23 protein-coding genes are annotated in these 25,438 nt (G+C 66.0%); 7 read left to right on the forward strand and 16 right to left on the reverse strand.

The features are described from left to right. The first annotated feature begins 14 nt into the window (after positions 1 to 14). Positions 15 to 1,307 (forward strand): APC family permease, encoded by a 1,293-nt coding sequence (locus HZY97_RS20075; RefSeq protein WP_180147865.1) that lies wholly within the window; start codon positions 15 to 17, stop codon positions 1,305 to 1,307. Here HZY97_RS20075 and HZY97_RS20080 read toward each other — a convergent pair. The 4 genes from HZY97_RS20080 to HZY97_RS20095 all read right to left on the reverse strand — a co-directional run bounded on the left by HZY97_RS20080 (position 1,269) and on the right by HZY97_RS20095 (position 5,321). Continuing rightward, positions 1,269 to 2,858: an NAD(P)/FAD-dependent oxidoreductase gene (locus HZY97_RS20080; RefSeq protein ID WP_180147866.1), complete on the reverse strand. Its 1,590-nt coding sequence runs from the start codon at positions 2,856 to 2,858 to the stop codon at positions 1,269 to 1,271. The two genes, HZY97_RS20075 and HZY97_RS20080, sit on opposite strands and share 39 nt — an antisense overlap. A 43-nt stretch (positions 2,859 to 2,901) precedes the next feature. Further along, positions 2,902 to 3,471, reverse strand: coding sequence for a hypothetical protein (locus HZY97_RS20085; protein WP_180147867.1), 570 nt, complete (start codon positions 3,469 to 3,471; stop codon positions 2,902 to 2,904). A gap of 91 nt (positions 3,472 to 3,562) precedes the next feature. Further along, a complete protein-coding gene (locus HZY97_RS20090; RefSeq protein ID WP_180147868.1) occupies positions 3,563 to 4,408 on the reverse strand; it encodes an ABC transporter permease in 846 nt (281 codons plus the stop codon). After that, positions 4,401 to 5,321 carry an ABC transporter ATP-binding protein gene (locus tag HZY97_RS20095; RefSeq protein ID WP_218943172.1) on the reverse strand — a complete coding sequence of 307 codons (921 nt, stop codon included), beginning with the start codon at positions 5,319 to 5,321 and terminating at the stop codon, positions 4,401 to 4,403. The genes HZY97_RS20090 and HZY97_RS20095 overlap by 8 nt, the downstream gene beginning before the upstream one ends. A gap of 96 nt (positions 5,322 to 5,417) precedes the next feature. On the opposite strand from HZY97_RS20095, the gene lspA reads away from it, so the two are divergent. Further along, positions 5,418 to 5,918 carry a signal peptidase II gene (gene lspA / locus HZY97_RS20100; RefSeq protein WP_180147869.1) on the forward strand — a complete coding sequence of 167 codons (501 nt, stop codon included), beginning with the start codon at positions 5,418 to 5,420 and terminating at the stop codon, positions 5,916 to 5,918. A gap of 90 nt (positions 5,919 to 6,008) precedes the next feature. Then, complete coding sequence (locus HZY97_RS20105) at positions 6,009 to 6,371, forward strand: hypothetical protein (protein ID WP_180147870.1); 363 nt, start codon at positions 6,009 to 6,011, stop codon at positions 6,369 to 6,371. Here the strand turns inward: HZY97_RS20105 and HZY97_RS20110 are convergent. Beyond that, a complete protein-coding gene (locus HZY97_RS20110) occupies positions 6,301 to 6,777 on the reverse strand; it encodes a cytochrome c family protein (protein ID WP_180147871.1) in 477 nt (158 codons plus the stop codon). The genes HZY97_RS20105 and HZY97_RS20110 overlap by 71 nt on opposite strands. Before the next feature lie 8 nt (positions 6,778 to 6,785). Further along, on the reverse strand, positions 6,786 to 8,171 hold the full coding sequence (locus HZY97_RS20115) for a M20/M25/M40 family metallo-hydrolase (protein ID WP_180147872.1): 1,386 nt from the start codon (positions 8,169 to 8,171) through the stop codon (positions 6,786 to 6,788). A 331-nt stretch (positions 8,172 to 8,502) separates the two neighbouring features. On the opposite strand from HZY97_RS20115, the gene HZY97_RS20120 reads away from it, so the two are divergent. From HZY97_RS20120 to HZY97_RS20135, 4 genes are all read left to right on the forward strand, one after another. Continuing rightward, on the forward strand, positions 8,503 to 10,458 hold the full coding sequence (locus tag HZY97_RS20120) for an ATP-binding protein (RefSeq protein ID WP_180147873.1): 1,956 nt from the start codon (positions 8,503 to 8,505) through the stop codon (positions 10,456 to 10,458). A 170-nt stretch (positions 10,459 to 10,628) separates the two neighbouring features. Then, positions 10,629 to 10,823, forward strand: coding sequence for a hypothetical protein (locus tag HZY97_RS20125; protein ID WP_180147874.1), 195 nt, complete (start codon positions 10,629 to 10,631; stop codon positions 10,821 to 10,823). A gap of 36 nt (positions 10,824 to 10,859) precedes the next feature. Further along, on the forward strand, positions 10,860 to 11,099 hold the full coding sequence (locus HZY97_RS20130; protein ID WP_180147875.1) for a hypothetical protein: 240 nt from the start codon (positions 10,860 to 10,862) through the stop codon (positions 11,097 to 11,099). A gap of 12 nt (positions 11,100 to 11,111) precedes the next feature. After that, positions 11,112 to 11,339 carry a hypothetical protein gene (locus HZY97_RS20135; RefSeq protein ID WP_180147876.1) on the forward strand — a complete coding sequence of 76 codons (228 nt, stop codon included), beginning with the start codon at positions 11,112 to 11,114 and terminating at the stop codon, positions 11,337 to 11,339. A gap of 11 nt (positions 11,340 to 11,350) precedes the next feature. Here the strand turns inward: HZY97_RS20135 and HZY97_RS20140 are convergent, their stop codons facing one another. The 10 genes from HZY97_RS20140 to HZY97_RS20185 form a co-directional block, all read right to left on the reverse strand. Further along, positions 11,351 to 11,641, reverse strand: a complete 291-nt coding sequence (locus HZY97_RS20140) for a hypothetical protein (RefSeq protein ID WP_180147877.1) — start codon at positions 11,639 to 11,641, stop codon at positions 11,351 to 11,353. Positions 11,642 to 11,770: 129 nt separating this feature from the next. Beyond that, positions 11,771 to 12,130, reverse strand: coding sequence for a hypothetical protein (locus HZY97_RS20145; protein WP_180147878.1), 360 nt, complete (start codon positions 12,128 to 12,130; stop codon positions 11,771 to 11,773). A 40-nt stretch (positions 12,131 to 12,170) separates the two neighbouring features. Continuing rightward, positions 12,171 to 12,410: a hypothetical protein gene (locus HZY97_RS20150; RefSeq protein WP_180147879.1), complete on the reverse strand. Its 240-nt coding sequence runs from the start codon at positions 12,408 to 12,410 to the stop codon at positions 12,171 to 12,173. Then, positions 12,407 to 13,096 carry an N-acetylmuramidase family protein gene (locus HZY97_RS20155; RefSeq protein ID WP_180147880.1) on the reverse strand — a complete coding sequence of 230 codons (690 nt, stop codon included), beginning with the start codon at positions 13,094 to 13,096 and terminating at the stop codon, positions 12,407 to 12,409. The genes HZY97_RS20150 and HZY97_RS20155 overlap by 4 nt, the downstream gene beginning before the upstream one ends. Positions 13,097 to 13,113: 17 nt before the next feature. Beyond that, positions 13,114 to 13,563, reverse strand: a complete 450-nt coding sequence (locus HZY97_RS20160) for a hypothetical protein (protein ID WP_180147881.1) — start codon at positions 13,561 to 13,563, stop codon at positions 13,114 to 13,116. A gap of 5 nt (positions 13,564 to 13,568) precedes the next feature. After that, positions 13,569 to 13,790, reverse strand: coding sequence for a hypothetical protein (locus HZY97_RS20165; protein ID WP_180147882.1), 222 nt, complete (start codon positions 13,788 to 13,790; stop codon positions 13,569 to 13,571). A gap of 24 nt (positions 13,791 to 13,814) precedes the next feature. Then, on the reverse strand, positions 13,815 to 14,429 hold the full coding sequence (locus tag HZY97_RS20170; protein ID WP_180147883.1) for a hypothetical protein: 615 nt from the start codon (positions 14,427 to 14,429) through the stop codon (positions 13,815 to 13,817). Positions 14,430 to 14,438: 9 nt separating this feature from the next. Next, a complete protein-coding gene (locus tag HZY97_RS20175; RefSeq protein ID WP_180147884.1) occupies positions 14,439 to 19,175 on the reverse strand; it encodes a hypothetical protein in 4,737 nt (1,578 codons plus the stop codon). Beyond that, the gene (locus HZY97_RS20180; RefSeq protein WP_180147885.1) at positions 19,172 to 20,014 is read right to left on the reverse strand and encodes a hypothetical protein; all 843 of its coding nucleotides are present in this window, start codon (positions 20,012 to 20,014) and stop codon (positions 19,172 to 19,174) included. Before HZY97_RS20180 ends, HZY97_RS20175 begins: the two co-directional genes overlap by 4 nt. Then, positions 20,011 to 25,104, reverse strand: coding sequence for a hypothetical protein (locus tag HZY97_RS20185; protein WP_180147886.1), 5,094 nt, complete (start codon positions 25,102 to 25,104; stop codon positions 20,011 to 20,013). Before HZY97_RS20185 ends, HZY97_RS20180 begins: the two co-directional genes overlap by 4 nt. Positions 25,105 to 25,438 lie beyond the last annotated feature (334 nt).

Genomic DNA, 25,438 nt, shown 5'->3' on the forward strand with positions numbered 1-25,438 from the left:
ATCGGGGGACGGGCATGAGCGAGACGAAGCGGCCATTCGGCTTCTGGACGGCCACCGCACTGGTGATCGGCAACATGATCGGATCGGGCTTCTTCGCCCTCCCCGCCCAACTCGCTCCCTTCGGCTTTACCAGTGTCGCGGCGTGGATCGCGGCAATCGCGGGCGCGATGGTGATCGCCTGGGTAATCGCCGGACTGGCGCGCCGGGTGCCCGAAGCGACGGGAACGCTGGCGATCTGCGCGACCGCGCTGGGACCGCTGCCGGGCGTGCTGATCGCCTGGAGCTTCTGGGTGGGCGTCTGGTCGGCCAATGCCTTTATCGCGCTGACGGCGGTGCGCTATCTCGCCGTGTTCTGGCCGCCGCTGGCTTCGTCTTCGCTGACTTTGGTGCTGGCGGCGGTGGGGCTGCTCTGGGGGATCACCTTGCTCAACCTGCGCGGGGCGCGGGCGGCAGGCGAATTCCAGGTCGCGACGACGCTGATCAAGTTGGTGCCGCTCGCCGCGATCGTGCTGCTGCTCGCCCAGCTGGGCGCGAGCGGCGGGCTCGCGCTCGATGCGCATCCGCATACGCCATTCGTGCCCGGGCAACTGGCATCGGCGGTGACGTTCGCCTTTTTCGCGATGGTCGGGTTCGAGTGCGCGGGGGTTGCCGCCGAGCGGGTGCGCGATCCGGGGCGGACGATCCCGCGCGCCACATTGGTCGGCGTGGGGCTGACCGGGCTGCTTTATCTGATCGCCTGGTCGGGGATCATCCTGGCGATGCCGCAGGAGACGGTGGCGGGCGCCAATGCGCCGGTGGCCTTGTTCGTCGAGGCGTTCTGGGGGCGCTGGGCCGGGCTGGCGGTGGCGGGGTTCGCGGCGGTGGCAGCGATCGGGGCGCTCAACGGCTGGGTGCTGCTGCAGGGCGAGGTGCCGCTCGGCATGGCGCGGGCAGGGGTGATCCCGGCGCGCGTGGGGCGGACCAATGCGCGCGACGTGCCGGCGGCGGCGCTGCTCGCATCGAGCGTGCTGGCCACCGTGCTCGTGCTTAGCAACGCCTCGCGCGACACCGCGGCGATCTATGACTTCATGCTGCGGGTGACGACGGCGGCGACCTTGTGGTTCTACGCCGGTGCCTGCCTGTCCGCGTTGGTGCTGGGCGTGCTGCGGCCCGCCGCGGCGATCGGGCTGGTCTTCGCACTCTGGGCGATATGGGGCGCGGGCTATGAGGCGATCGGGCTCAGCCTGTTGCTGATGGTGACCGCGATCCCGCTCTATCTGATGCGCGGATCAGCGCAGCAACCGGCCGAAGAGGCTCCGGTCACGTAGGATTTCGTGCGCGGCATTGTGCCCCGGCGCGCCGGTGACGCCGCCGCCGGGATGGGTGCCGGCGCCGCACATGTACAGCCCCTCGATCGGCCCGCGATAGTCGCCATGCCCGAGCACCGGTCGCGCAGCCCAGAGCTGATCGAGCGACATATGCCCGTGCATGATGTCGCCGCCGACCAGCCCGAACTTGCGCTCGAGATCAAGCGGGGAATGGATCTGGCGGGCGATCACCGATGATTTGAAGTTGGGGGCGTGCTTGGTGACGGTATCGATGATGCGGTCGGCGGCGGCGTCGCGGTGCGCGTCCCAGTCGAGGCCGGGGGCGAATTGCTGGCAGAACAGCGCGGCGACGTGCTGGCCGGGCGGGGCAAGGCTGTCGTCGACTGTCGAGGGAATGGTCATCTCGACGATCGGTTCGTCGGACATGCCGTGTGCCTTCGCGCTCGTATAGGCGCGGTCCATGTAATCGAGCGTCGGACAGATCATGATGCCGGCGGTGTGATGCTCGCCGGTGCCGGGGAGCACAGTGAAGTCGGGCAGCTCGGAGAGCGCGACATTCATCCGGAAGGTGCCTGAGCCAGCCTTATAGTGGTCCATGCGGCGGGCGAAGTCGGCGGGCATGTCGCTGCGCTCGATGAGCTGGCGGTAGAGCAAAGCGGGGCCGACATTGGCGGCGACTATCTTGGCCGCGATCTCCTCGCCGCTCTCCAGGCGAACGCCGGCGACCTTGCCGCCGTCCACGAGCAGCTTCGCGACCGGCGCCTCAAGGCTGATCTCGACGCCGGCCTCGACACATGCCTCGGCCATCAGCTGCGTGATCGCGCCCATGCCGCCGATAGAATGGCCCCAGGCGCCTTTCTTGCCGTTCACTTCGCCGAAGACGTGGTGGAGCAGGACATAGGCGCTGCCGGGCGTATCGGGGCTGGCATAGTTGCCGACCACCGCATCGAAGCCGAACGCGGCCTTGATATAGTCGTTGTCGAACCAGCCACCGAGGAAGTCGCGCGCCGACTTGACGAACAGGTCCATCGTGTCGCGCTGCGCCTCGATCCCCATGCCGGCCAGCTTGCGGCCCTGCGCGGCGGCGGCGAGCAGCGCGCGGATGCCGCCGCCGGCGTTGGGCGGGGTCCTGAGCGCCATGTCGCGCAGCACTTCAGCGACGCGCTCCAGCGCTTCTTCGTAGCGGGAGAAGGCTTCGGCGTCCTTCGCCGAGAAACGGGCGAACTCCGCACGGGTGCGTTCGTGCCCGCCGCCGAGCTTCAGATAGCCGCCGTCATGCGGCAGGAAGTTGGAAATCTGCCGCTCGACCACGCGCCAGCCGCGGGCGTGGAGCTTCATGTCCGCGATCACCTTGGGGCGAAGCAGGCTGACCGTGTAGCTGGCGGTCGAGTTGCGAAAGCCGGGGTGGAACTCCTCGGTAACCGCCGCGCCGCCGACGATATGGCGGCGCTCAAGCACGCGGACCTTCAGCCCGGCGCGGGCGAGGTAGAAGGCGCAGACCAGGCCGTTATGCCCGCCGCCGATGATCAGGGCGTCGTATCTGGCGGTCATTGGCTAGTCCTTTCGCCGGCTTGTCTTCCATGGATCTGCGGCATCACTGCACTGTCGGCAGGTTCGTCAACGGATAGACCACGAGATACACGACGGAGAAAATCGCGAGCGCGCCGTGATAACGCTCGTTCCTTGTAAGGATGGCGACCACGAACAGGATCGCGAGCGCTGCCATCGCCACGGGATACAGGAGGCCGAGCGACTGGAAGTGCGCGATCCCCTTGAGCAGCGTATCGACCACATCGATCGCTACGCCGGCAATCCCCACGGCGAAGAACCAGGCTTTGCGCGAATAAAAATAGTCGCGGTAGCCGTCATACCCGGCGAGATCGCGCGGAAAGAGCAAAGCGCACCACAGATAGATCAGGAAGGCGTAGGTTAGGACGAAGCAATAGAGAGTGAACGTCCACTCGCTGGTATGCGACAGCCGGAACTCGAACCACCACCAGAAGATCGCCCGAAGGAAAGTGGCGGCGACCCATATTAGATGGACCCAGTACACCCTTTCGCGTCCCGGGTGCTGGACGATGTCGACAATGCCTTGCAGCAGATGCGTGACGCCCAGGCCAACGATGACGGAGGCGAGCACCATCACATAATTGAACATGTCCATCGTCGCGCCCCTCCCGAATGCCGGGAGAGTATCCTACGAGGCGATGTCCGCAATGGGTCGAAGACAGAGGTTCGATTGCCTCACGCCGCCGTCAATTAAGATCCTGGCGGATGAAGCGGAATTGCGTCGCTGCGCCCGCTGCCGCGATCCAGGCCATCAGCACCCAGAACGACGTCGCCCAGCTCATCGAGATGATCGTGCCCGGTGCCAGCGGCATCGCCGCGCCGCCCTTCGCCCAGGCGAGCAGATTGGCCATGTGGTAGAGCGGCAGCACCTTGACCAGCCACGCAGTCAGCGTCGGCGCGTATTGGTAGAAGAAGAAGCCGAGCAGTGGCAGCATCCCCTCCAGCACGACGAGCGCGATCGACAGGATCACCGTGGCGAGGATCGATTGGGTGAGGATCGCGAACAGGCTGGCGAAGGCAATCGTATAGACGATGGGAAGCAGGGCGTGCGCGCCTGCCTGCCAATGCGCCTTGGCGACCGCGGCGAGCGTCACGCCGTCAGGGATCTTGTCGCCCTGGAACGATTCGATCCAGCTGCCGAGCAGCATGATCAGGTCGGCGGCGACCAGCGCGATCACCAGCAGGCCGAGCGCGACCACCCATTTCGCGACGATCAGCTGCCAGCGCGCCCGCGCCGGGATGATGAGCTTCCAGGTGTTCCAGCCATATTCGCCGGCGAAGACCACCGCGGCGAAGCCCGCGATCAGGAAGCGCCCCGGCGGCGAGGTCGGGACCTTCCACAGGATCGCGCTGTCCTTGATCCAGCCGGCGGCGGACTGGGGATTCCCGGCGGCGCCATGCTTGGCGAGCGCGCCATAGAGGAGCACGCCGATGATGATCGCAGCGATGGCGATCGGATAGATCCACACCATCATCCAGGTCGCGCGGTGGCGGCGAAGCTTCAGTGCCTCGGCAAGGACGGCATCAAGCATCGGTGTCCCTCGTCATGGTCAGGAAGATTTCCTCGAGGCTCTGGTCGTCGGGGCCGACGCGGAACACGTCCGCTTTGGCCTCGACCAGTGCGCGCACGATCTCCGGCGCGGCGGCGCGGGGCGCCTGTACCTTGAGGCTGTCAGCCCCGCGTTCGAATGGCCATTTGCCCTCGAGCGCGGCGGCGGCGGCATCGAGCGGCTCGGCTTCGACGCGCAGCGCTTCGCCTTGGTCGAGCATCTCGCGCACCGTCGCTTCGCGCAGCAGCTTGCCCTTGTGGACGATCGCGACGCGGTCGCAGATCTGCTCGACTTCGTGGAGGAGGTGGCTGGAGAGGAACACCGCCTTGCCATCCGCCGCCAGGCCGCGCAGCAGGCTGCGCATATCCTGGATGCCGGCGGCGTCGAGGCCGTTGGCTGGCTCGTCGAGGATCACCAGCTGAGGATCGTCGAGCAGCGCGGCGGCAACGCCGAGGCGCTGCTTCATGCCGGTCGAATAGCCCTTCACCTTGCGCTTGGCATCGCGCGCCAGGTCGACGCGCTCGAGCACCGCGTCGATGCGCGAACCGTCGCTGCCCTGGGTGCGCGCCAGCACGCGCAGATTGTCGCGGCCGGAGAGGAAGGGGTAGAAGGTGCCGCCATCGACCAGCGAGCCGACGCGGCGCAGCGCCTTGGCGGAGACCGGCTCGCCATAGAGCAGGACTTCGCCGTCGCTCGGGCGGATCAGGCCCAGCGCCATGCGGATCGTCGTGCTCTTGCCCGCGCCATTGGGGCCGAGAAAGCCATAGACTTCGCCGCTCCGCACGCTGAGCGACACGTCATCGACCGCGCGCTTGGCGCCGCCGCCGCGGCCATAGGTCTTGCCGAGCGCGCGCAGTTCGAGCGCGGGCGTGCCGCCAGCTTCGGTTATGGGCACTATGATCTTTCCCCCGGCGCCAGGTTGATGGTGCTGGCGACGGTTGTGCACAAGCCGCCGTGTGTTATCAAGCTAATACGCAAGCGGAGGGTGACGATGACCGGGATTAATGCGCGCGCCGCCGGACTGATCGCTGCGGCGGCCGCGTTAGGCGTCGACCAACTGGCCAAATGGTTGGTGGCCTATCCGCTGGGGTTGCGCGCGCGGGGGGTCATCGAGGTCCTGCCGGTCTTCAATCTGCGCTGGGAGCAGAATTTCGGCGTCTCGATGAGCTTTCTCACCGCCGACGGGCCGCTCGGCCGCTGGCTTCTCGTCGCGCTGACCGGTGCGATCGCACTGGGCGTCGGGGTGTGGCTGTGGCGCAATCCGCAGCGGCCGGACGCGATAGCGCTGGGACTGATCCTGGGCGGGGCGCTGGGCAACATCTCCGACCGGCTGCGCTTCGGCTATGTCGTCGACTTTCTCGACCTGCACTTCGGCGCGTGGCGACCGTTCCTGATCTTCAACACTGCCGACTGCGCGATCTCGATCGGGGTCGTGATCCTGCTGGCGCGGGCGCTGCTGGTCAGGGAAGGCGCCGCCCGGGCGGCTGCTTGATTCCTTGGTTTCTCCTTCGTCCCTGCACAGGTCGCGCATGTGGCGGTGCTAGATCGGGTTGAGAACGACCAAGATATCGGAGGCGCACAGATGACTGGAACAGGCAGCTATCGGATAGGCGTCGCCGTTGCGCTGGTGGCGTCGATCCTGATCGTTTGGACCACGATCGTCCGCGACGACGGCATGGGGATGCCCTTCTTCCTGGTGATCCTGGCGGCGGCGGTGGGCGCGTTCGCGGCGTGGTTTCAGGCCGCGGGCATGGCGCGGACGATGCTGGGCGTGGCAATATTGCAGGCATTGCTAGGCATCGCCATCGCGACCGCGCCGGTGACTGCCCAGGCGCCGGACGGCGTGTTCAGGGCGCTGGTGTTCGGCGGCTTCTTTACCGCGCTTTGGCTGGCCTCGGCGTGGCTGTTTCGGCTGTCGGTGAGCGGCTCTTCAGATAGGCGATGATGTCCGCGCGATCGAGCGGGTCGGGCACGCCGGCGAACTGCATGCTGGTGCCCGGCACCACTGCCCTGGGATTGTCGATCCACGCGTCGAGCGTTGCGGCATCCCATTTGCCGCCGGCGTTCCTGAGCGCCGCGGTGTAGCCGAAGGTCGGGCTGCTCTGGCCCATGGGCCGCCCGTAGATGCCGTAGAGATTGGGGCCGCCAAAGTCGGGCGCGTTCGGGTTGTTCTTGTGGCAGCCTGCGCACCGGCCGAACTTGCGTTCACCCAGCCCGACATCCGCGACCTTGAGGAGTGCCGCCAGCGATGGTCTGGGCCCGGCCTGGCGCAGGCGCTCGTCATGCCGGTCGTCGCTGCAGCCGGCGAGCAGGGCCAGCGCCATCAGGGCAATCGCAGATGTAATCCGCATTGCGGCGCCTATTTGGTCAGGCCCTTGAGCAGCGCCTTGTAGTAGGTGATCGACGGCGCGATTTCGCTGAGTGGGGTGCGCTCGTTGAGGCCGTGCGCGAAGCTGTCCGAGCCCTTCATGAAGATCGGGCTGACGCCGTAGCTCGGCACGCCGCGCGCGCGAAACCACATCGAATCGCTGGCGCCGGCTGACATTGCGGGGACGATCGGCACGCCGGGGAAGCGGGCGTGGATGCCGTCCGACACGAGCTTGAGCAGATCGGGGCGGAGCGGCGAGGCGGGGCTGGCGACGGTGCCGCTGTCGAGCGTCTTCAGCTTGAGATCGGGATCGCCGACGACCTTGGTGAGCGTGCCCGCGACGCTCTCGACCGAGGTGCCGGGGAAGATGCGGCAATTGATGTTGGCGGTGGCGCGCTGGGGCAGGGCGTTGGTGGCGTGGCCGGCGGTGACCATCGTGGCGACGCAGGTCGTGCCGGTCTGGCCGATCAGGCCGGGCTCCGAGCGCAGCGTGGCGAGTGCCTTGGGGTCCTGCTGGTTGGCGAGGAAGGCGCGCATCGCTGCGGCCATCGCCGGGTCGGCGGTCTTGGCACCCTGGACAAAGCCGGCGCGGGTGATGTCGTTGATCTCGCCGGGGAACTGATAGGCCTCGACCTTCGCCAGCGCGTGGGCGAGCGAGTAGATCGCGTTGCTCTTGCCCGGCGCGCTCGAATGGCCGCCGGGGTTGGTGAAGGTCAGCTCGTAATCGGCATAGGTCTTCTCCGCGCCCTGCAGGCCGAAGATCTCGGGCTGGCCATTCTCGTCGAGCCCGCCGCCGCCACCATCGATGTTCAGCAGCATCTCGGCATCGTGATATTGCTCGGCCATCTGCATGGTGGTCTTCATGCTGGTCTCCTCGTCGCCCGAAGCGAGGAGGAGGATGTCGCGGGCAGGCTTATAGCCCTCGCGCTTGAGCTGGATCAGCGTGGCGACCATCGTCGAGAGGTCGTACTTCATGTCGGTCGCGCCGCGGCCGAAGATATAGCCGTTCTCGACGATCGGAGTGAACGGATCGCGGGTCCAGTCCTCGGGTCTGGCCTCGACCACATCCATATGCCCGGAAATGTAGATCGGCTTGGCGGCCTTGTCGGTGCCCGGATAGCGGACGGCCATCCAGGCCGTGTCGCCGACCTTCTCGATGCGGATGTCGGCGGCGTCGAAGCCGCCGGCGACGAGCTGCTGCTTCAGATAGGCGGCGTAATCGGGGGTCTGGTTGCCGGGGCCGGCGACGGTGCGGAAGGCGATACCGCGCTTGAGGAGCTCGAGCGCCTGGGCTTCGGCCTGGGGGTTCTGCTGCGCGCTCGCGGCGGTGCCGGAGAACGCCATTGCGACCAGCGCCGCACCTGCAAGAACCCGCATTACTCGTATCTCCTGTTACCTTCGTGCAACGCTAGCGCCGCGTTCGACCGGGACCAACTTGAATTTGGCCGGGCGTGCGGGTAGGAGCCCGCCGCAGCCGGGGGACCCTTTCCGCCCGGCGAAGGAGAAATGACGTGTTGGTCGCGAACGCCCGAAACGGCCTTCTGCCCAGCGTCGCTTCGTTCTCGTAGTGCCCGTGTGAGCGCTGCGGGCACCTAGCGGCGCCCCGCAGCAGCATCCGTCTCGACAATCTAATCAGAGATACGTCCCGGCCAAGGCCGCGGCGCGCCTGTGCGCGTGCCGCCAGCCTGCCCGGGCGACACGGGAATTTATGCACGAACATCAGATCGTCCGGCGGATGCTCCGCCGGATCGGCCGGAACGTTCCGGCCACCGCACCGCTCGCCAGGGCGGTGCACGAATGGGCATTGCCGCATATCGACTGGCTCACCGGCTCGCCGGTGGAAAGCGAGCGGCTGAACTGGGAGGCGATGCTGGCGGCGACTGCCCGGTGGCGGGCGCTCGGCGAGGTGCGCCCGCAGGTGCTCCAGATCGCCGACGAGCTCGCCGGGATGCTCGGCTTCGGCCCGCTCGACCATGCGCTGCTCGAGCTGTTCATCGGCTTCGAGCGAGTGCCGCGCGTGGCCGAACTGGCCAATGTGCTGCGTTATGCCGGGGTCGACCTGGCGGCTCTGCTCGGCGAAGTCGGGGGCGCCGAGCCGGTGGATGCCGGGCGGCTGGCGCGGCGCTCGGCGGCGGTGATGCTCGGGCTGGTCAGCTTCGGCCATGACTATCAGGGGCGGATCGAGATCGACCTGAGCTGGTCGCTCCAGCGCCTGCTCGACCATGCGCCGCGGCCCGGCCGGCCGTTGCTCGAGGCGCTGGCGGGGCCTTGTCAGGTGGCGCGGCTGGGACTGGACGACTTCGCGGTGGCGGAGGCGGACTATCTCGTGCGGCTGCTCAAGGGTGCGCTTGCCGAAGGGGCGGCGGGGATCAACCTGCTGATCCACGGTCCGCCTGGTACGGGCAAAACCGAGTTCGCCCGGACGCTGGCGGTGGCCGCGGGCGCGCGGCTGCACGCGGTGGGCGAGGCCGATGACGATGGCGACGAACCGGTACGGCGCGAGCGGATCGCGGCGTACCAGCTCAGCCAGCGGGTGCTGGATGGGCAGGGCGGTGCCGTGCTGCTGTTCGACGAGATGGAGGATTTGATCGGCGACGCTTCCCCGAGTGGCGGCGACTGGTTCCAGAAGCGGACGGGCAGCAAGGTGTTCGTCAACCGGATGCTGGAGGCCAACAAGGTGCCGGTGATCTGGACGACCAATGCAATCGGCAACATGGACGGCGCGATCCTGCGGCGGATGAGTCACGTGCTGAAACTGGGGCTGCCCTCGCGCGGCGCCGGCCAGCGGATGCTGGCGCGTGTGGCGGCCGATGAGGGCGTGGCGCCGGGTGACGGCTTCGAGCGTCTGCTCGATGCAGCGCCCGAAGCCGCGACCGTGCTGCGCGTGGCGACGCGGGCCGGGCGGCTGGCGGGCGAGGTCGATGGCGGCGTCCGGTCGGCCGAGGCGTTGGTCAAGGCGCTCCGGGGCGGCGAACTGCCGATGGTAGGACCGGGTGCGCTCGACCCGACGCTGTATGAGAGCGATCCGCCGGTGGCGGACCTGATCGACGGCATCGCGGCGTCGGGGGCAGACGACGTCTCGCTGCTGCTCACCGGACCGCCGGGCACGGGCAAGACCGCGCTCGCCTGGCATCTCGCGCAGCGGCTCGACCGGCCGTTGGTGGTCAAGCGCGCGTCGGACCTGCTGTCCAAATGGGTCGGCGAGACCGAGGCGAATATCGCCGACGCCTTTGCCGAGGCGCGGCGGCGCGGCGGCGTGCTGTTGTTCGACGAAGCGGACTCGCTGCTCTTCGACCGGACGACGGCGCAGACGAGCTGGGAAGTCGGGCAGGTCAACGAACTGCTCACCTGGCTCGACCGGCACCCGCTGCCGGTGGTGGCGGCGACCAACCATCCGGGGAAGCTCGACCCGGCGACGCTGCGGCGGTTCGTGTTCAAGCTGGGGTTGCGCCCGCTGGGGCACGAAGCGGCGGGGCGGGCCTTTGCGCGCTTCTTCGAGATGGAAGCGCCCGCGCGGCTCGAGGGGCTGACGCCCGGCGACTTCGCGGTTGTGGCGCGGCAGCTTCGGCATCGCCCGGCAAGCGGCGCGGCGGACATCGTGGCGCGGTTGCGGGGCGAGGCTGCTGCCCGGCCGGGGGCGGCATCGCCGATCGGCTTTGGATGACGCGGGTGTTGACCGGATGGCGGGCGCTGTGGCAAGCGCCCGCTATACCCGAGCGGGTATGGTGAAATGGTATCACAGGAGCTTCCCAAGCTGACAGGAAGCCCAGATTTCTGCGGGTTTCCGTGCAAAACATGCCGAAAACTTCCGCTTCCCCCTCAAATACTTAGAAAATGGCCGCAAAACAAAATCAGGTCGCTCCGAGCGACGCCGTCGACCGCCTAATCGCGGACATAGAGGCCAAGTGGGAGGCCGCGCACCGGGCGAGCAGTTCCTCGGCCGAGCGCCAGGAATACACCGCAGCAGCCCATTGGGGCGCCCCTAAGCTGATCGCCGAGGTCCGGCGCCTGCGCGGTGATCTCGGCTAAAGGGAACCCGACTCGCATCGAAGGAGTCGAGGGAACATGGCAAGCGTTCCCACCCCCGACGAGATGCGAGACCTTCTCGCGACACTGCTTGAAGGAGCCGCCGGCGGATCTCACCGGGAGTGGCTGCGCGCGATCGGTCCCGTGGAGAAACTCCCCACATACCTCAACATTCACTGCAACTGGGCGGTGCACCCCAAGGGCAAGCCGGCCGAGCGGAAAGCAATCGAGCAGGCGGTTGCGGTAGTGCGCGCCGCGCATCCATATGTTGCACCTTGAAAAGGAGCGACCATGGTCGACGTTCTCCCGGCGCATGCCATCTTGTCCGTGATGCGGGATCTAGCTGAGAAGGGGGCGGACGTGCCCCTTGAGACTATCTGCATCGCCTTCGCGAACATGTTGGAAGACGAGCGCCTTCAGTCAGACGACGATCTTTTCGGCGAACTGGTGATATTGGGAGCCGGGCTCTGGCGTCACACCGCCGAGTTCAAGGCTGGCGGGCCGCAGACCGTTCAGTGACAGCGCAACTGCTACCCTCGTGCCCGCCGGCGGGCGCGTCCCTCGCTATGCACATAGAGCGGGTCTAGACGCGGCGGCGCTGGCGGCAGCGGGTCGGGCCGGCTCTCGATGGGGACGCCGGCCGAGCGCACGTTCTTAGATCCGCACTTGCAGACGAACATTGAGGTATCGAGCGGGAGCGCGGTTTTCAGGCGCTTCCGAAAGTAGAACAAGGCGGCCTTGCCGGCATCGAACACGACGATCCGCCCGCAGCTTTCGCAGACGATCGCCAAGTCGATCCCGAACTGCGGATATTCGGCCAAGTCTTTCGGTACGCGGACACCCATTCGCGCACCGTGAACAGATTGAGAACGATTCGTGAAGGGGCAAATAAAAAAGCGCTCCGGAGAGAACCTCCCCGGAGCGCCATCCTTGTATCCCGAAAGGCTCGATCATCCAGGCGCCGCAAGGGCCGCCTGAAGCGCCGAATGAGCCGCGTCGCTCCGCTCGATCGCCACGGCAAGACGCACCGCGTCCGCCGGCGCCAGCGACAACGCCAGCGGATAGGTGATCCGCCCTGCGCTAAGCGCGGCGAAGGCCACGCGGTCGCCATTGGCCATCTTCGCCTGCGTGACGGCATCGAATGCCCCGGCCCCGAATGTGGTCATCTCAGCGGCCACGGCATAGCCGGTCTCGATACCCACCGCGCGGTCAGCGGCCTTGGCGATACTCGCCTCGGTCGGCGGCCGCGCGCCAATCGCGCACGCCGTAAGGCTCGCCGCAAGGGCGAGTGCAATTAGCACCTTCTTCATGGTTGGTCTCCTGTGATGCCGCTGAACCGCGCGGCCCGGATCAGTTGGCGCCGGGCTCAACCGGGATCGGCTCTGTCGGCGGATTGTCGACCGTCACCTGCCTACTGGTCGGGATGCGCAGGACGCCGATAAGGCCGCCCGTCACAGTGCCGAGCCCGAAGGCCTCCATCTTGCCGATGATGTTCTCGGAGAGGGCCGCGATGATCATCGCGCCGAGCAGCACGATCACCAATGCCGCCAAAGTCGCCAGATAGGCGATCAGTTGCTCGCGTGGCGTCACGCCCCCGCGCTCCGCTTCGCGAATGCGGCCGCGAGACGTTGATCGTACTTGTTCTCGCGATAGGCGGTGCCGTTGTAGCCACGCGCGAAGGCCGCCCAGTCGCCGCGTTGGAGCGCGGGCTTGAGGCCGTTCGACTCTACGAACAGCACGAAGGCTTCGAGCTGGTCCGCCTCGGTCTGCGCCTGCCGCCAGGCAAAGGCCCAGGGCGACGGCGCACCGCACACCGCGTAGTTCTCGCCGAGGATCTGGAAACCGCCGTAGCTCGCCGAAGCAAAGCCAGCATCGACATCGAGCCCGACCGCATCGAGCAGCTGCGACCAGCGCCCCGCCTGCGATGCGGGGTACAGGGCGCGGTTCCACGCGCGCGACGAGAGCGTAGGATGCGAGGCGTCGTATTGGTGCCCCGTCGCCTTGCTGAACCGGTGCGGCTCGAAGAGGATCGTCGGGAGGCCATCCACGAACGGCTTCGCAGTCGCCTCCACGTCCCACACCGTCAAGATCTTCGCCGCCGCCACGCCAAGGCGGTGCGCGGCGGCCTCAACGTCGGAGTCGTCAAGCCTCCAATCAGGGCCATCCTTCAAGGCCTGCGCGATCGCCATGCGATCGGCAGAGCCATAGGGCGCCGCCTCGGCAGCCGGCGAATAGCCAGCCGCCATCAGGCGCCGCCGAAGCGTCGCTAGATCCATGTCATTTACTCCTGTGGTTAAGTGGCCGGGCCTTCGGCCGTGTCGATATCGTCGAGCAGCTGCGCGCCGCCGGCCATCGACGGCACGGGCATCGCTTCTTCGAGGATCATTTGCGCCTGGATTAACGCGGCCGAGTGCGGAGCCACAGCAATGACTTCCGCCGCCAGTACGCGATAGGCGTTCCGCTGGCGCTCGAAACGGATCAGCACGTCGAAGTGGTGCTGTTCGAGCCGCTCGTACTTTTCCTCAATCCGGGTGAGTCTAGACGCGATCTCGGCGTCCAGCTTTGCTTCGCGTGAGGTCAGCTCGTCGTGCCAAACCTGTAATTTGGCCGATCGACTATTCGCCCGCGCGTCCTTCCAGTTGAGAAGCCAGGCCGCCCCCTTGCCCAGCGCGGCGAGGATCGCGATCGCGCCCGCGATGATGCCGCCGACTTCGCCAGCGCTGACGCCCCCGGCATCGCTCACGACGGTCAGGCTGCCGAAGCGGAGGCGGTGAGCTTAAGGTCATACACCCCGCCCACCTCGAAGCCGTCCACCTCGGCGAACGGCAGTTGGTAGGAAACCGGCGTGCTTGCCGCAGTCGGATCGGCCAGCTCAACGATGAACTTCGGTGCCGTGTTCGCCGGCATCCCGGCGGGTGCGATGGCAAGGGCAGCCTCGTTGAGGCGGATCGCCTTGATGATCAGCTTCATACTCGTTCTCCTGTGATTTGAGGCTCAGGCCTCGGGGTAACCCTCGGTGATATCGATCGAGAGGATCTCGGCCGCAGTGGCGCCGGCCGCGAGCGCCGCGTCGAGCTGCGCTCGAATGCCCTGGCTCGCAGCGTGGCAAAGCGCTTGCTGGATCAGGCTGGCATCGCGCAGCAGCAGGATCTGGTCGGCGTTGATCGACACCAGGCTATTCGCGGCGTCGGTGAACACGATCGAGAAATCGGCGGCCTTGCGGATCGCCGTCTCCGCAGCGCTCGAATACCGGTCGATCCACTTCTGACCTTCTTCATCCCGCTGCGCGACGATCACCTGGCCCGGAACGATGTCCGCAACCGCCAGCGGCTCGGTCTGCCGCTCGACACGATACCGCTTGGCTTCCTCCCAACGGAGATCGCGCGCTTGCTCAGGGCTCCACCGCGTGATGATCGCGGCCGCGTCGAAGTCCCAGCGTTCCTGCGCCAAATCCAGGCAGCGGGGCAGGGAAGAGCGCCGCACCGCTTCGGGGTAGCGATCGACCAACTCGATCTCTCCGCCCTCCTCGATCTCGGCAGGCGTAGGATCATCGGCAATGACGTGTTGCCGGCCATCGGCCTCTTCGATGACCCACCACGTATCGGACATGTCGTGCTCCTAGACCTTGACGATAACCGAGCCCGGAGCCGGCGTTTCAAATGTCAGGACAGCGCCCTGAAGGGTGCTATTGATCACCCCCACTGCTCGGACATCATAGTTGCCGTTCGCTGGCGCGACGGATTGGTAGATCGTCACATCGCCGGGGTTGTCATCGCCCGACAGGTTGCTGAAGGTGGCAGTCCCGCCTTGCACTGTCGGTCCAAAGTCGGTCCACGAATTCGCGCCGGCGACGCTGTATTGCAGCTTCACAACACCGTAGCGGCTGACGAAATTGCCCGAGCCGCTCGCGTGATACATCCCGTAGAAGCTGGCGTAGATGGACTCGCCCGTAGCTTTGACGAGGTTCGAAACGCGGCCGATCTCCGCATAAGAGGTTGTCGAGAGGGACGCTCCGCCGGCATCAAACGTGCCGTTCTTGCTGAAGCCACTCGAACCAGATCCCGAGCCAGCCGGCGCTGCCGCCAACTTCTTACTCACCTGCACCGTCACCTTCGCGACTTGCACGCCGTTATAGCTAACGATCCAATCGAAAGTGCCCGGCGCCGCAGCGCCGCTTACAATCGTTGGCCGCCCTTTCGTCGTGGAGCCGGTCGTGTTGTCGACTGTGATATTCGCGTTCGTGCAGCCGCCCGTGAAGTTGCCCACCGAGTAGCTCGCCTGGCTGTTAAGTGTCACATTGGTACCGCCGCGAGTGACGGTGACGGGCATGATCTTCGGGACGCCGCTCGCCGTGGTCCCGGTGTAATCGAAGGCGATCTCCACAGACTTCTCGATGTCACTCGTGAACTGCGAGGTCAGCGTAACGTCGGCATTGTCCTCTGGCCGTCCCGAGCGGCTCGGGATCTTCGCCCAGTCGGCGCCCGGCAAAGTATCGGTGATGGTCGACGTGACGTTGATCGGGCCACCAGTGCTGAAACTCAGCTGCCAGCCACTCTCCCAGAGAGCACGCGTGAACCCCGAGTAGCCGGCGAAGAAATCGCGCACGCGCACCTGCGGATAGCTCCACGTCTCGGCCGCCGTGCCGATCCAGACACAACAGCAGGTGCCGTCATGCCCGAAATAGACGGGGTATTCGACGTTGGAGCCGCCGAGCACGCGGGCCGAGGTATTGAGCCAGCTCGAACCGGAATAGTTGTAGCCGCCCACCTCCAGCGTGCACATGAAGCCCGAGCTGTACTCGTAGATCTCGACGGTGAAGCGCATCATGGTGCTGGTCCACGATTGCGGGAGCCGGACTTTTAGCGATCCGTTCACCACCGAAGCCTGCGTCGTAAATACGGCCCCGCCAGGCGCGCGGATGACGCTGTCGACATTGTTACGCACGTCGCCGTCGTTGAGCAGCACGCTGCCGCTGTCGCGAATGTTGGTGCCGAGCGTGCCGCCTACGGTCGCGTTATCGGCGGGCCGGTTAGCGCCGCCGGTGGAGCCCCAGTCGTTCTGGCTGTATGCGCCGAACTGAACATCGGTGAAGCCTTGGCCGTTGCCGCCACCCGCGACGCACACATAAAACGTCCGGCCAGCCGTCGTGGCAACGACGCGCTTCTCGACGCCGTTGACATAATAGCGGACATTCACCCCGTCATAGGTGATGACGACGACAGCCGGCGAGGCATTGGTGTGCGTGACGCCGAGGCTGATGCCGGTCCCGCTCTCATATGCGTAGAGATCGCCGCCGCTCGAATAGACGAGGTACTGGCCATAGACGTAGTCGTTCGCTCCGCCGTACTGCCGGTTGTCGGCGAGGCCGATCATGTTTGAGCCGGTGTCGGTAAAGCGCGCCGCGACCATGGCGGTGCCTGTCTGGCTTTCCAGCGAGTAGGCGTTGCCGATCCACTGCGATGCAGACCGATAGATCGCCGTGCCGCCGCTGATTTCCCAGACAGATCCACCAGATCCGACAACGCTTTCATTCCGTGCGTCGAACAGCGTCGCCGTTCCGGCCACCGGCGCCGTCATGCTGCGATGGGTAAGGCCGGTGTAGGGGGAACCACTGTTGTACGCATGGAAGGCGCCATAGAGACTCCACGTGGCCGCCCCGACCAGTAGCTTGCTCTGCCAGCGCACGATGCCGCCGAGCCGCACGGTGAAGCGCTTGCCGTCGAACAGCACTTCGAGCTTGCCAGCAACCGAACCCACGTTGACGCTGTAGCCCAGCGACCCGGACACGTAGATCGACAGGCCTTGCCCGGCATAGTTGTATTGGGCCTCGACCGTCATGTCGGTGTAATAGTGGTTGGACGAGGTGATCGCCTTGGTAAGCGCGACCATGGTCCAAAGAGTCGGGTGAACGTCGACCGCCGCCAGCTGGGCACCCTGAAGCGGCTGCTTCGAGAAGGCGTACGCCTCATAGTCACCGCTGCCGCTCGTACGCGTCAGGCTGTTTCCGACCAGGCTGATCGGGCCGACGCCGTCGAGCTGCTGATCGGTGGTGGCGCCGTCCGAAGGGCGCCCCGTGCCCGTGACGCCGCTCCACGTCGCAACCTGCGACGCCTTCAGGTCAATTGCGTTGAGGAGCGCCTGGCGGGCATCGTAGTAGTCTTTGAACCTCTGGTTGAACGTCGCGGGCACTATGGTCGTGTCCTGCGTCGTGTCACTGTACGATGGGTTGAGCCCTGCGAAGTAGGTGCCCAGGGCGTTATAGGCGGCGGAATACGCCGTCGTGTCCACGATCAAGGCATTGGCGCTAGCGCCGATGAGGTTCGCCTCGCCGATAATCGCATTCCAGCGTCGGATGATTTCCGGCTTCTCGACGCGGGAAAGGACAGAGTCGCTCTGGATGTCAGCGATTTGAGCCAGACCGCTGGAAGCATCCGCCTGTGCAGCCTTTGCCTGCGACTGATCGGTCCAAGGGCCGGACTGAATATCCTTGATCGCCCACCCAGGCGCCCCGCTCTGATAGAAGTCGAGCACCTTCGGCCAAAGGGTCTGCCCCGATGCTACGGCCGTGGTGACGTACTTGCCGCCATCCAACAGCACAAAGATCGAGGTGCCGTCATAGACCAGCGCCATGCGACTCGCCGGGGTTAGACCCGTAACGGCCGCCGACGCGATCAGCCCTGCGCCGCCGCTACCGTAGAGATAGATCATCCCGGTGGTTGGAGTGTTGGCGACAAATACCGCCTCGTACTTCACATTGATGGCGGCGCCGCCGAAGGCCCCGACAAAGTTGGTCGCGCTGCTGTCCAGCGCTAGTGACGTGCACCAGCCACCTGCGGTGCCGTCTTGGATAGCCAGCAGGCTGCTACTCACGAACGCGGTGCCGACAAGCGCGGAGCTGACCGTGCCGCCCTGATACAGGCCATGCGTGCCGCCGGCCTTCACCTGCGAGTTGCCCTGCACGGTCGTGTAGGCGCCGATCGGCGTGAGGGTGCGCGAGGTGCCCGCATTGTTCGCCGGCATCTGGCCGTTGTCGTTGGAGGTGCCCGACCAGTTCGAGCGCGTCTGCGCATACGCCCTCAGGGCGTCGATCAGCACCGTGATCCCGGTCCGATAGTCTCCGAGCTTGGTGTTGAAAGTGCCGCGGACTACCGGCGTCGTGTCGCTCGTGTCGTTCCAGGCGGGATTGAGGGTGTTCCGATAGGCCTGCCAATTCCCTCGCGCGGTAGCGGCCGTCGTGCGCGCTGCGGCGACCGCTGCCGACCCCGCGATTGCGCCCGCTTGCGCATCGAGAATTGCCCAGGACGCCTCAAGCTCGGCGTCGCCGGGAATGAGCTTTTGGATCTTCTCCGCCGGCGTTAGCTTGCCGTCCGAGAAGATCTCGGCGAGATCGTCCAGCGCCTCGCTTGCATCTTCCTGCGCTTGGTCGAGCTGGCCTAGCCGAGCTTCGATCTCCGCGAGTGCGCGTGTGTAGGGGTTTGGTTCGAGCGCCCCCGCCGTAGTCAGGCCCTCGATCGTCAGCGAGCAGAAACTCACTGTCTCAAGCGCGAGATCCACCGCGAAGTCCTTGAAGAACCCATAGATGGCAAGGCTCTCGAAACCTTCCTCTCCGATCCAAAGCGCCGGCTTCGCGCGCAGCGCGGCCAGGCGTCGCTGCACTTCGTCTGCGGTGCCGGTTTCAATCAGCGAACGGATCGTCATCCGCTTCGCCCAGCCGCGCTCCACCACCGTGGTCAGACCGAAATCGTCTGTTTCCCGCCGGCTGAAATCGTCGATCCCCACGCTCGGGCCGGCCTCGGTCAGGCCGAGATCCAGCACATTGCCGAGCAGCAGGGTTCCCGCCGCGACAGGCACCAGCGGTCCGCTCGCCGAGACCGTCACGACGATCTGCACGCCCGCGACCTGCGGCAGATCGAGGAAGAGCATCGAGGCCTCATCGTCGGTCGGATCGCTCGGCACCTGCGTCTGATCGTAGATCGTGACCGCGCCCGAGGTGACCTTGACGCGCACCGAAACCGCATTGGTATCGAGCACCGCCAACGCGCCGATCGCGGCGGGGGGAGCCAGCGTGACGGTGATATTGCCGATCGCCTCGGTGAGGGAACCTACGGCCTGATCGAACATCGCCCAACGGTTTGTCGCGCTGACATCGATCCACTTGCCGGCGGCGCCGGCGGCGGGGTGATTGCCGATGTTGCCGGCGCCGGCGCTCTCATAGATCCGGTGCGTGGAGGTAAGGATTACGCGCGCACCGACCGCATAGGTCGTACCCGCTGCCCATGCCGGATAATCGTTCTCGGCGACGTTGCTGCCGACCAGCACCGCGTCGGTGATAGTGACGGGTTCAACGACCTTCATGCGGCGAGACCTTCGATTTCGAACGAGCAGAAGCTTGAGGTGAGCAGGGCGATGTCGACCGAGAAGCTCTTGAAAAAGCCGTAGATCGAGAGCGCATCGTATCCTTCCTCGCCGATCCACAGGGCCGGCGTTGCGCGCAGCCTCGCGACGCGCTTTTGCACCCGAGCGACGGCCGAGGTGTCGATCCGGGAGCGGAGCGTCATCCGCTTCGCCCAGCCGCGCTCCACCACGGTGGTCACGCCGAAATCGTCGGTTTCGCGCCGGCTGTAATCGGTGATCCCGATGGATGGAGATTGCTCGGTCGTGCCCAGATCGAGCACATTTCCGATGATCAGGGTGCTCAAGCCGACCGCCGCGCCGGCTGCGCTGGTCAATGTCACCTTGATCTGAGCGTTGGCCGCCTGCGGGAGATCGAGGAAGGTCAGAACGGCGCGCGTCGCCTGAACCGTACGGTCGTAGACGCCCACGCCGGCAACGGTCACCTCGACACGCACGGTTGCAGCCACGGCATCGAGCACGGCGAGCGCGCCGATCACGACAGCCGGCGCCAGCGTGACGCTTAAGCTGGTAACGACCATGGTCGATGATCCTGCCGAGTCGTCGAACATTGCCCACCGGTTTGTGGGTCCGGCGTCGAGCCACTGCGTTGCCCCGGCAGTGGGATCGTTGCCGATGTTTCCGGCGATCGCGCTCTCATAGACGCGATGTGTCGCGGTCGAGATCACGCGCGCGCCGAGGGCGTACGTGGTGCCGGCCGCCCAAGCGGGATAGTCGGTTTCAGGCACCGTCACATTCACGATCATCGCTGCGGTGACCTTGGTCCGCTCGATCACCTTCATGCTGCGATCACGGTCGAGATCGAGTTGCCGCCGTTCTCCGACGTGACGTTATCGAGCGTCCGCTTGATCGCACCGGTATTGCCGGCCGTCGCCGCATGCCCCTGATTGTTCTCGCTGCGCATGCCGGCGATTTCCTCGCGCAGTTCGTCAAGCTTGGCAGTCAGGCTCGCGACGTTGTCGTTGGCGGTCGCGTCTGCCGCCTGTGCCGTATCAGCCGAGGCCGCGAGCAGCGCAGCGTCCGAGAGCGCCGTTGCGCTCGTGCCGAGCTGGTTGACGATCCCATAGGTGGCTTCGAGGCTCGCGGCGGTCTGTGCCTTGACCCGCTCATATTCCTGCGCGCTGCGCGCGGAGGCGAGCGCGGCGGTGAGCAGGGCCTGCGATAGCTGCGGCAACGACTTTGCCGCGTCCTGCGCACCCGGATCGTTCGACCGTGCCATTGCAGTCGCTGCGTTGAACTGCCCCATCAGCGTGGCGAAGCTGGTCGCGCCGGTCGCATCGGAAAGACCGCGAATGCGCTTCACTTCCTCCATGATGCTATCGCCCACGGACTGCCAGGCCTGCCGCAGCTGATCGGCGGCCTCGGCCGCCTTCTGCGCATCCTGAAGCCCCCAGATCTGGAGCTGAAGCGCGCGGTTGCTCTCGTCGAGCTTCGCGAGATCGAGCTGCCGGATCGCCTCGGTGTTGCCCTGAAGCTCCAGCAACTGGCGCTCAAGATCCTGGCGCTCGCTGAGGATATCGGCTGCGCTCTTCGCGCCGGTAAGTGCCGATTGGAGATCCGCGAAAGCCGGCGCCAGCTGGAGCAGCGTGGCATAGGTCGCCTGCCCGGCGGCTGTGGTCAGATCCTGCGCCTCAACGAGCGCGCGGAACGCCGCCAGCGTCGACGGCATGGTCAGGCCGAGGCTCGCGAACACGCTCCCCAGCTGGGCGGTCTTGGCGGCCGCCTGTTCTTCCTTCGAATAATAGTCCTCGAAGTAGGAGTTCACAGCGTCGGCCATGGCCGAGACACTTTCGAACTGGTCCGCCAGGCCGAGCTTCGCGGCGATGCTGAGGTTCGTCGCGTTGCGTCCGAGCAGATCGAGCGATGCGCTTACCTGCTCGACGGTGGAGGCGACGCGCACCAGCGTCTCGAAAGCGCCCTCGCCGACCTTCTGGAACTGCGCGATGCCGGGGAATGCGGCGTTCGCCATGCCATCGGCGGCGGCGCCGAAGATCGCAGTGAGCTTCTCTTGGATCTGATCACCGGTGAGGCCTTGCAGGTCGATCTTGCCGATCGTGACGACGAAGCTGTTGAGCCGCGCCTCGATCGTGGAAGTCGCCTCACCCAACGGACCGGCAGCCGACTTGATCGCATCGCTGAACGAACGAAGGATCAGCGTGAACTGGCCCTCAAGCGCCGGGTCGGCGCTCGAATACTGCGTCGAGTAGGAGTGGCCAGTCGTGATCCCGAGGAACTTCTTCGTCTTGGTGATGTCGCTGTAATAGGACGCGTCGAACCCTCCCGAGAGGATCGAGCCCAGCGACTGGGAATTGCCGTACAGGCCGCTTGCGGTGACCTTGGTGCTAGATCCGAACAGCGATCCAATCAGGCTACCGATACCGCCGATTATCCCGCCGATGATCGGGATCTTGGTCAGGATGCCGCCGCCGGTGATGATCCCCTTCAGCAGGCCTCCGGTGCTGTCCATCTTGAAGCCTTCGGTGACGCCGGCCGAGGCGTTGATGTCACCCGTGCGGAGGATCACCGCGGTGAAGCTCGCGATCTGGCTGTCGATCGACTTGAGCGACGACGACATCTCGCGCGCGTAGTTGTTCGTCAGCGTGTCGACTTCCTTCAGCGCGTCGATCGCGTTCTTGAGGCTCGCGCTCTGGGCGTTCGGATCGCCGAATACCGTCCCGGTGCCGGTATTCGCGGGCGTGGGTTTGGTGCCGCCGCCGCTGAACGACCGAACCACGGAAAGACCGATCGAGGCGAGCGCGGCGGCGGTCGCGGCGCCCGCGACGAGGTTCGCAGGGAAGGGCAGCGAGGCAATGGCCTTGGCGACAGCCTCAACGGCGCTCGCAGCTGCTCGCAAGCCGCTCTTGGCGATGCTCGAGGCGGTTTCCGCCGCGTCTTGGATCATCGCGCGAACCGACAGTGCGAACTGGATCGCGCGGAAAGTCTTTTCGGCCGCCGACAGCGCGGCGTAGCCCTTGCTGCCCTCCGCGAAAAACCCTTTCGCGGCGGAGGCCATGTCTCCGAACATATCGATCTGGGCAGTCGCATTGCGGGTGTTGAACAGAGCGTTTTCTCGGCGCTCGGCCTCGGCATCGCCGATTTCCTTGAGCTTCTTGATCTCCAGATCATGGGCGGCACGCAGGCGCTCCTGGTCGGCTAAGTAGGTCGCCATGCGGGCGGTAAGATCACCAAGAGCGCGACCACCTTCGCCAAATGCGTCGGCGAGGCCTTGCGCGGCCTCGGTGACGTTGTCCGAGATCTCGGCGAGCAGATCCGCCTGATACCGCAGGCTGTTGTTGAAGACCTCGGCGCGAAGCTGCCGCTGAGCTTCGAGATCTGCGATTTCGACCTGCTGCGCGATATACTTCTGCTGCTCGGCGGGATCGTCCGTCATCCGCTTGGCCTCGATCGTCGCCCGCATAGTCGCCAGGGCATGAGTGCGGACCGCGTCGGTTTCGCCCACAAGCCGCAGCTCTTCGCGCAGCTCAGCCACGCGATCCGCGCCCGAGGCCATGGCCGCGCTGAACTGGCCAGTGCGTTCCGCCTTCGCCAGCCGCTCGCGTTCGGCACGTTGATCGGCAAGCGCCTTGGTTGCGCGCCCAGCCTCGGTAGCGAGGCCCTGCTGCTGAGCAGCCTCGATCGCGGCGAGCAGGGGAAGGTCGGCGATCTGGTTCTTGAGATACTCGCTGGCCCTCTCGGCGGGAATGAGCCCGGCCGCGACCATCTGGTTCACCCGTTCCTGCGCAGCCGCCTGATCGCGCATGCCGGCCGTGCTCCGCTCGCCCTCAGACACGCGCTGCGCGATGGCCAGGCGCACCTGGCGACCAACCTCGGCGTCAATCTCGCCGCGCTCCTTGATCGCCTTGCTCTCGGCCTTCACGCGCGCCTCAGCGACGAGCGCGGCGCCGCCGGATAGCTTGTAGGCGTCAGCGAGCCCGTAGAGGTTCTTGACCTGCGCTTCGAGCGCAGCAGCCTCGCGGGCCAGCTCGTCGGCGTGGTTCTGCTCTTTGCGTGCGGCCGCTGCGTCGCGCCGAGCTGCTCGTTCCGCAGCGCTGCGCGACTTCTCGGCAGCTTCGGCCGAATGCACGGCGCTGCTCGCGTCGGTCAGATCCTTGCGATATTGCTCAAGCGCCGCGCCTCCGGCGCGATCGGCCGCCGCCCCGCGCTGTTGTACGAGCGCAAGCTGCGCGCGCGCCCTCTCAAGCGGCGTGGTCGCGGTTGCGAGCGCGACCTGCCGGTCGATCAACTGCGATGCACTTCCGGCTGCCTCGGTGCTGGTCGAAACCAGCTTGCGCTGCTCCGCATTTGCCGTGCCCATGGCCACGGCAGTGCGGGCGATCTGGAGTTGCAGGCCGCGATTGTTCTCGGACGCGTCGTTGACGGCGAATGCGTACCGCTCAAGCTCCTTCACCGCGCCCTTCATCGTCGGATCTTGGGCGGCCTGCTTGTTCAGATTGCGCACGAGCTGCTCGGCCGTCAGGCCGGTGCGATAGTCGCCGGTGTAGCGGTTCAACTGATCGTTGATGAACGCGCGTCCGGAAGCCGAGACGCTATCGACCGTCTGATCGGGGAGGAACGACACGCCGGCGAGGCGCCCGCTGGTTGTTAGGCGCTGCCGCGCGGTCTGGTAGGCCTTGGCCCCCGCATCAAGCTTCGCCTCGGCATCGCGCGAGTTCGCGAGGATGCTCAGCCAGGTCACCTGTTCCTTGATCTTGCCCGTCGTGCGATCGAGATCAGCCGCAAGAGCAGCCTGACGCGCGCCCAGATCGTCCGAGGCATCGCCGCTCTTGAACAGGCCATCGGTGAGGGCGCCGAGCACCAACAGGCCGCCAGTGATCGCCAGCCCCCAAGGCCCGATCATGAAGCTCGCGACCTTCCCGAGGCGCCCCTCCATGTTCGCCATCTGCCCAGCCGCCTGCCCGCCTTGGATGGCGAGCACGGACAGTACATTCGCGCCCATACTGATCTGGGTGAAGGCGTCCTGCGCTTGGAAAGAGAGCCCCTGCATGGCAGCTCGGTGAGCGCCAGCGGATGCAGCGCCACGGGCATGCGCGTCGGTCGCCTCTGCGAGAGCCGTCCGCTCCATGCGCAGCTTGGCCGCGTAGTCATCCAGGCCGATCGCACCAGCGGCGATTAGAGTGCGGGCCTCGGCAATCTCCGCGTCGAAACGCTGCTGCGCCGCGACAGTGGGATCGATGGAGGCGCGGAGGCGGGCAGCGGCGGCGGCCAGATTGTCCGTTTCGCGGACCTCGGCCGCTGCTGCGACCTGGCTCTCGCGATATGCCGCGGATTTCTGCTTCGCGACGGCTTCGAACAGACGATAGGCATCGGCCGCGCGGCGTACCGCCTCGGCCTCGGCCTCGCTGGCCGCAGCTGCCTGCTGTGCCGCAAGTTGCTTGGCCTCCGAGGCTGCTTCCGCCTCGAACCGAGCCTGCCTCGCAGCCGCCAGCTCGGCCGCGAACAGGTCGGCCTCTTGGGCACGCAACCTGGCGGCCAGTTCAGTGAGACCCTGCTGTTCGGCAGCCAAGGCCGCCGTTTCGACCTTGGTCGCGCGGATCTCTTCCCGCGTCTTCCCGAACGTGGCCGCTTGGCGGTCGAGCTGGCGCGACAGGGCCTCGCCAGCCTTTTCAACGCGCGCGAGTTCGCGCGCGGAGTTCTGAGCTTCCTTGGTGACGGCGCTCCCGAACGCGGTGATGCTAGCCCGGGCGCTGCCCAGATCCAGCATACCGCTGGTGGCGCGCTCGATGTTCTTGGCGCTCTGCACGGCCTTATATTCGGCGGTGTCCATTTCCTTCTGGAGCTGAACCAGCTCTTCGAACGAACCGCCGGTATCGATCGCAAAGCCTACTTCCAGCGTCGGAATGCCGTCATCCACGGGCCTTGCTCCAATAAAAAAGCCCCGCCGAAGCGGGGCCGATATCAGTCTGTGAATTCTGCTAGTTGCCGGGTCTCGGAGAGATGCAGCAACTGTACTGCGGTCTCCGCGCTCCCGACTGAGAGCCTAGTAGGCTGTCGTTTTCGCGCTGGGAGATTAGCAAGTCAGCGCTGCCGCCTGCATCGGTGACCTTCCCGTCAAACAGCTGAAATGCGCAAATGTGACGGGCGCCGACATCTGCTCCCAGCCGGTTATCCCCGAAGCTGTCGAGGGTAACAAAACCGACTTGGCTTCCGTGCGCTGCCCAGAGATTGATCCATAGTTCGTCAGATGC

Origin of the sequence: Sphingomonas sp. R-74633, assembly GCF_013416555.1 — a bacterium.
Taxonomy (GTDB): domain Bacteria; phylum Pseudomonadota; class Alphaproteobacteria; order Sphingomonadales; family Sphingomonadaceae; genus Sphingomonas.

Coding starts and splice junctions, on each gene's coding strand:
- HZY97_RS20075 (WP_180147865.1), top strand. CDS start 15: ATGAGCGAGACGAAGCGGCCATTCGGCTTCTGGACGGCCACCGCACTG.
- HZY97_RS20080 (WP_180147866.1), bottom strand. CDS start 2,858: ATGACCGCCAGATACGACGCCCTGATCATCGGCGGCGGGCATAACGGC.
- HZY97_RS20085 (WP_180147867.1), bottom strand. CDS start 3,471: ATGGACATGTTCAATTATGTGATGGTGCTCGCCTCCGTCATCGTTGGC.
- HZY97_RS20090 (WP_180147868.1), bottom strand. CDS start 4,408: ATGCTTGATGCCGTCCTTGCCGAGGCACTGAAGCTTCGCCGCCACCGC.
- lspA (WP_180147869.1), top strand. CDS start 5,418: ATGACCGGGATTAATGCGCGCGCCGCCGGACTGATCGCTGCGGCGGCC.
- HZY97_RS20105 (WP_180147870.1), top strand. CDS start 6,009: ATGACTGGAACAGGCAGCTATCGGATAGGCGTCGCCGTTGCGCTGGTG.
- HZY97_RS20110 (WP_180147871.1), bottom strand. CDS start 6,777: ATGCGGATTACATCTGCGATTGCCCTGATGGCGCTGGCCCTGCTCGCC.
- HZY97_RS20115 (WP_180147872.1), bottom strand. CDS start 8,171: ATGCGGGTTCTTGCAGGTGCGGCGCTGGTCGCAATGGCGTTCTCCGGC.
- HZY97_RS20120 (WP_180147873.1), top strand. CDS start 8,503: ATGCACGAACATCAGATCGTCCGGCGGATGCTCCGCCGGATCGGCCGG.
- HZY97_RS20125 (WP_180147874.1), top strand. CDS start 10,629: ATGGCCGCAAAACAAAATCAGGTCGCTCCGAGCGACGCCGTCGACCGC.
- HZY97_RS20130 (WP_180147875.1), top strand. CDS start 10,860: ATGGCAAGCGTTCCCACCCCCGACGAGATGCGAGACCTTCTCGCGACA.
- HZY97_RS20135 (WP_180147876.1), top strand. CDS start 11,112: ATGGTCGACGTTCTCCCGGCGCATGCCATCTTGTCCGTGATGCGGGAT.
- HZY97_RS20145 (WP_180147878.1), bottom strand. CDS start 12,130: ATGAAGAAGGTGCTAATTGCACTCGCCCTTGCGGCGAGCCTTACGGCG.
- HZY97_RS20155 (WP_180147880.1), bottom strand. CDS start 13,096: ATGGATCTAGCGACGCTTCGGCGGCGCCTGATGGCGGCTGGCTATTCG.
- HZY97_RS20165 (WP_180147882.1), bottom strand. CDS start 13,790: ATGAAGCTGATCATCAAGGCGATCCGCCTCAACGAGGCTGCCCTTGCC.
- HZY97_RS20170 (WP_180147883.1), bottom strand. CDS start 14,429: ATGTCCGATACGTGGTGGGTCATCGAAGAGGCCGATGGCCGGCAACAC.
- HZY97_RS20175 (WP_180147884.1), bottom strand. CDS start 19,175: ATGAAGGTCGTTGAACCCGTCACTATCACCGACGCGGTGCTGGTCGGC.
- HZY97_RS20180 (WP_180147885.1), bottom strand. CDS start 20,014: ATGAAGGTGATCGAGCGGACCAAGGTCACCGCAGCGATGATCGTGAAT.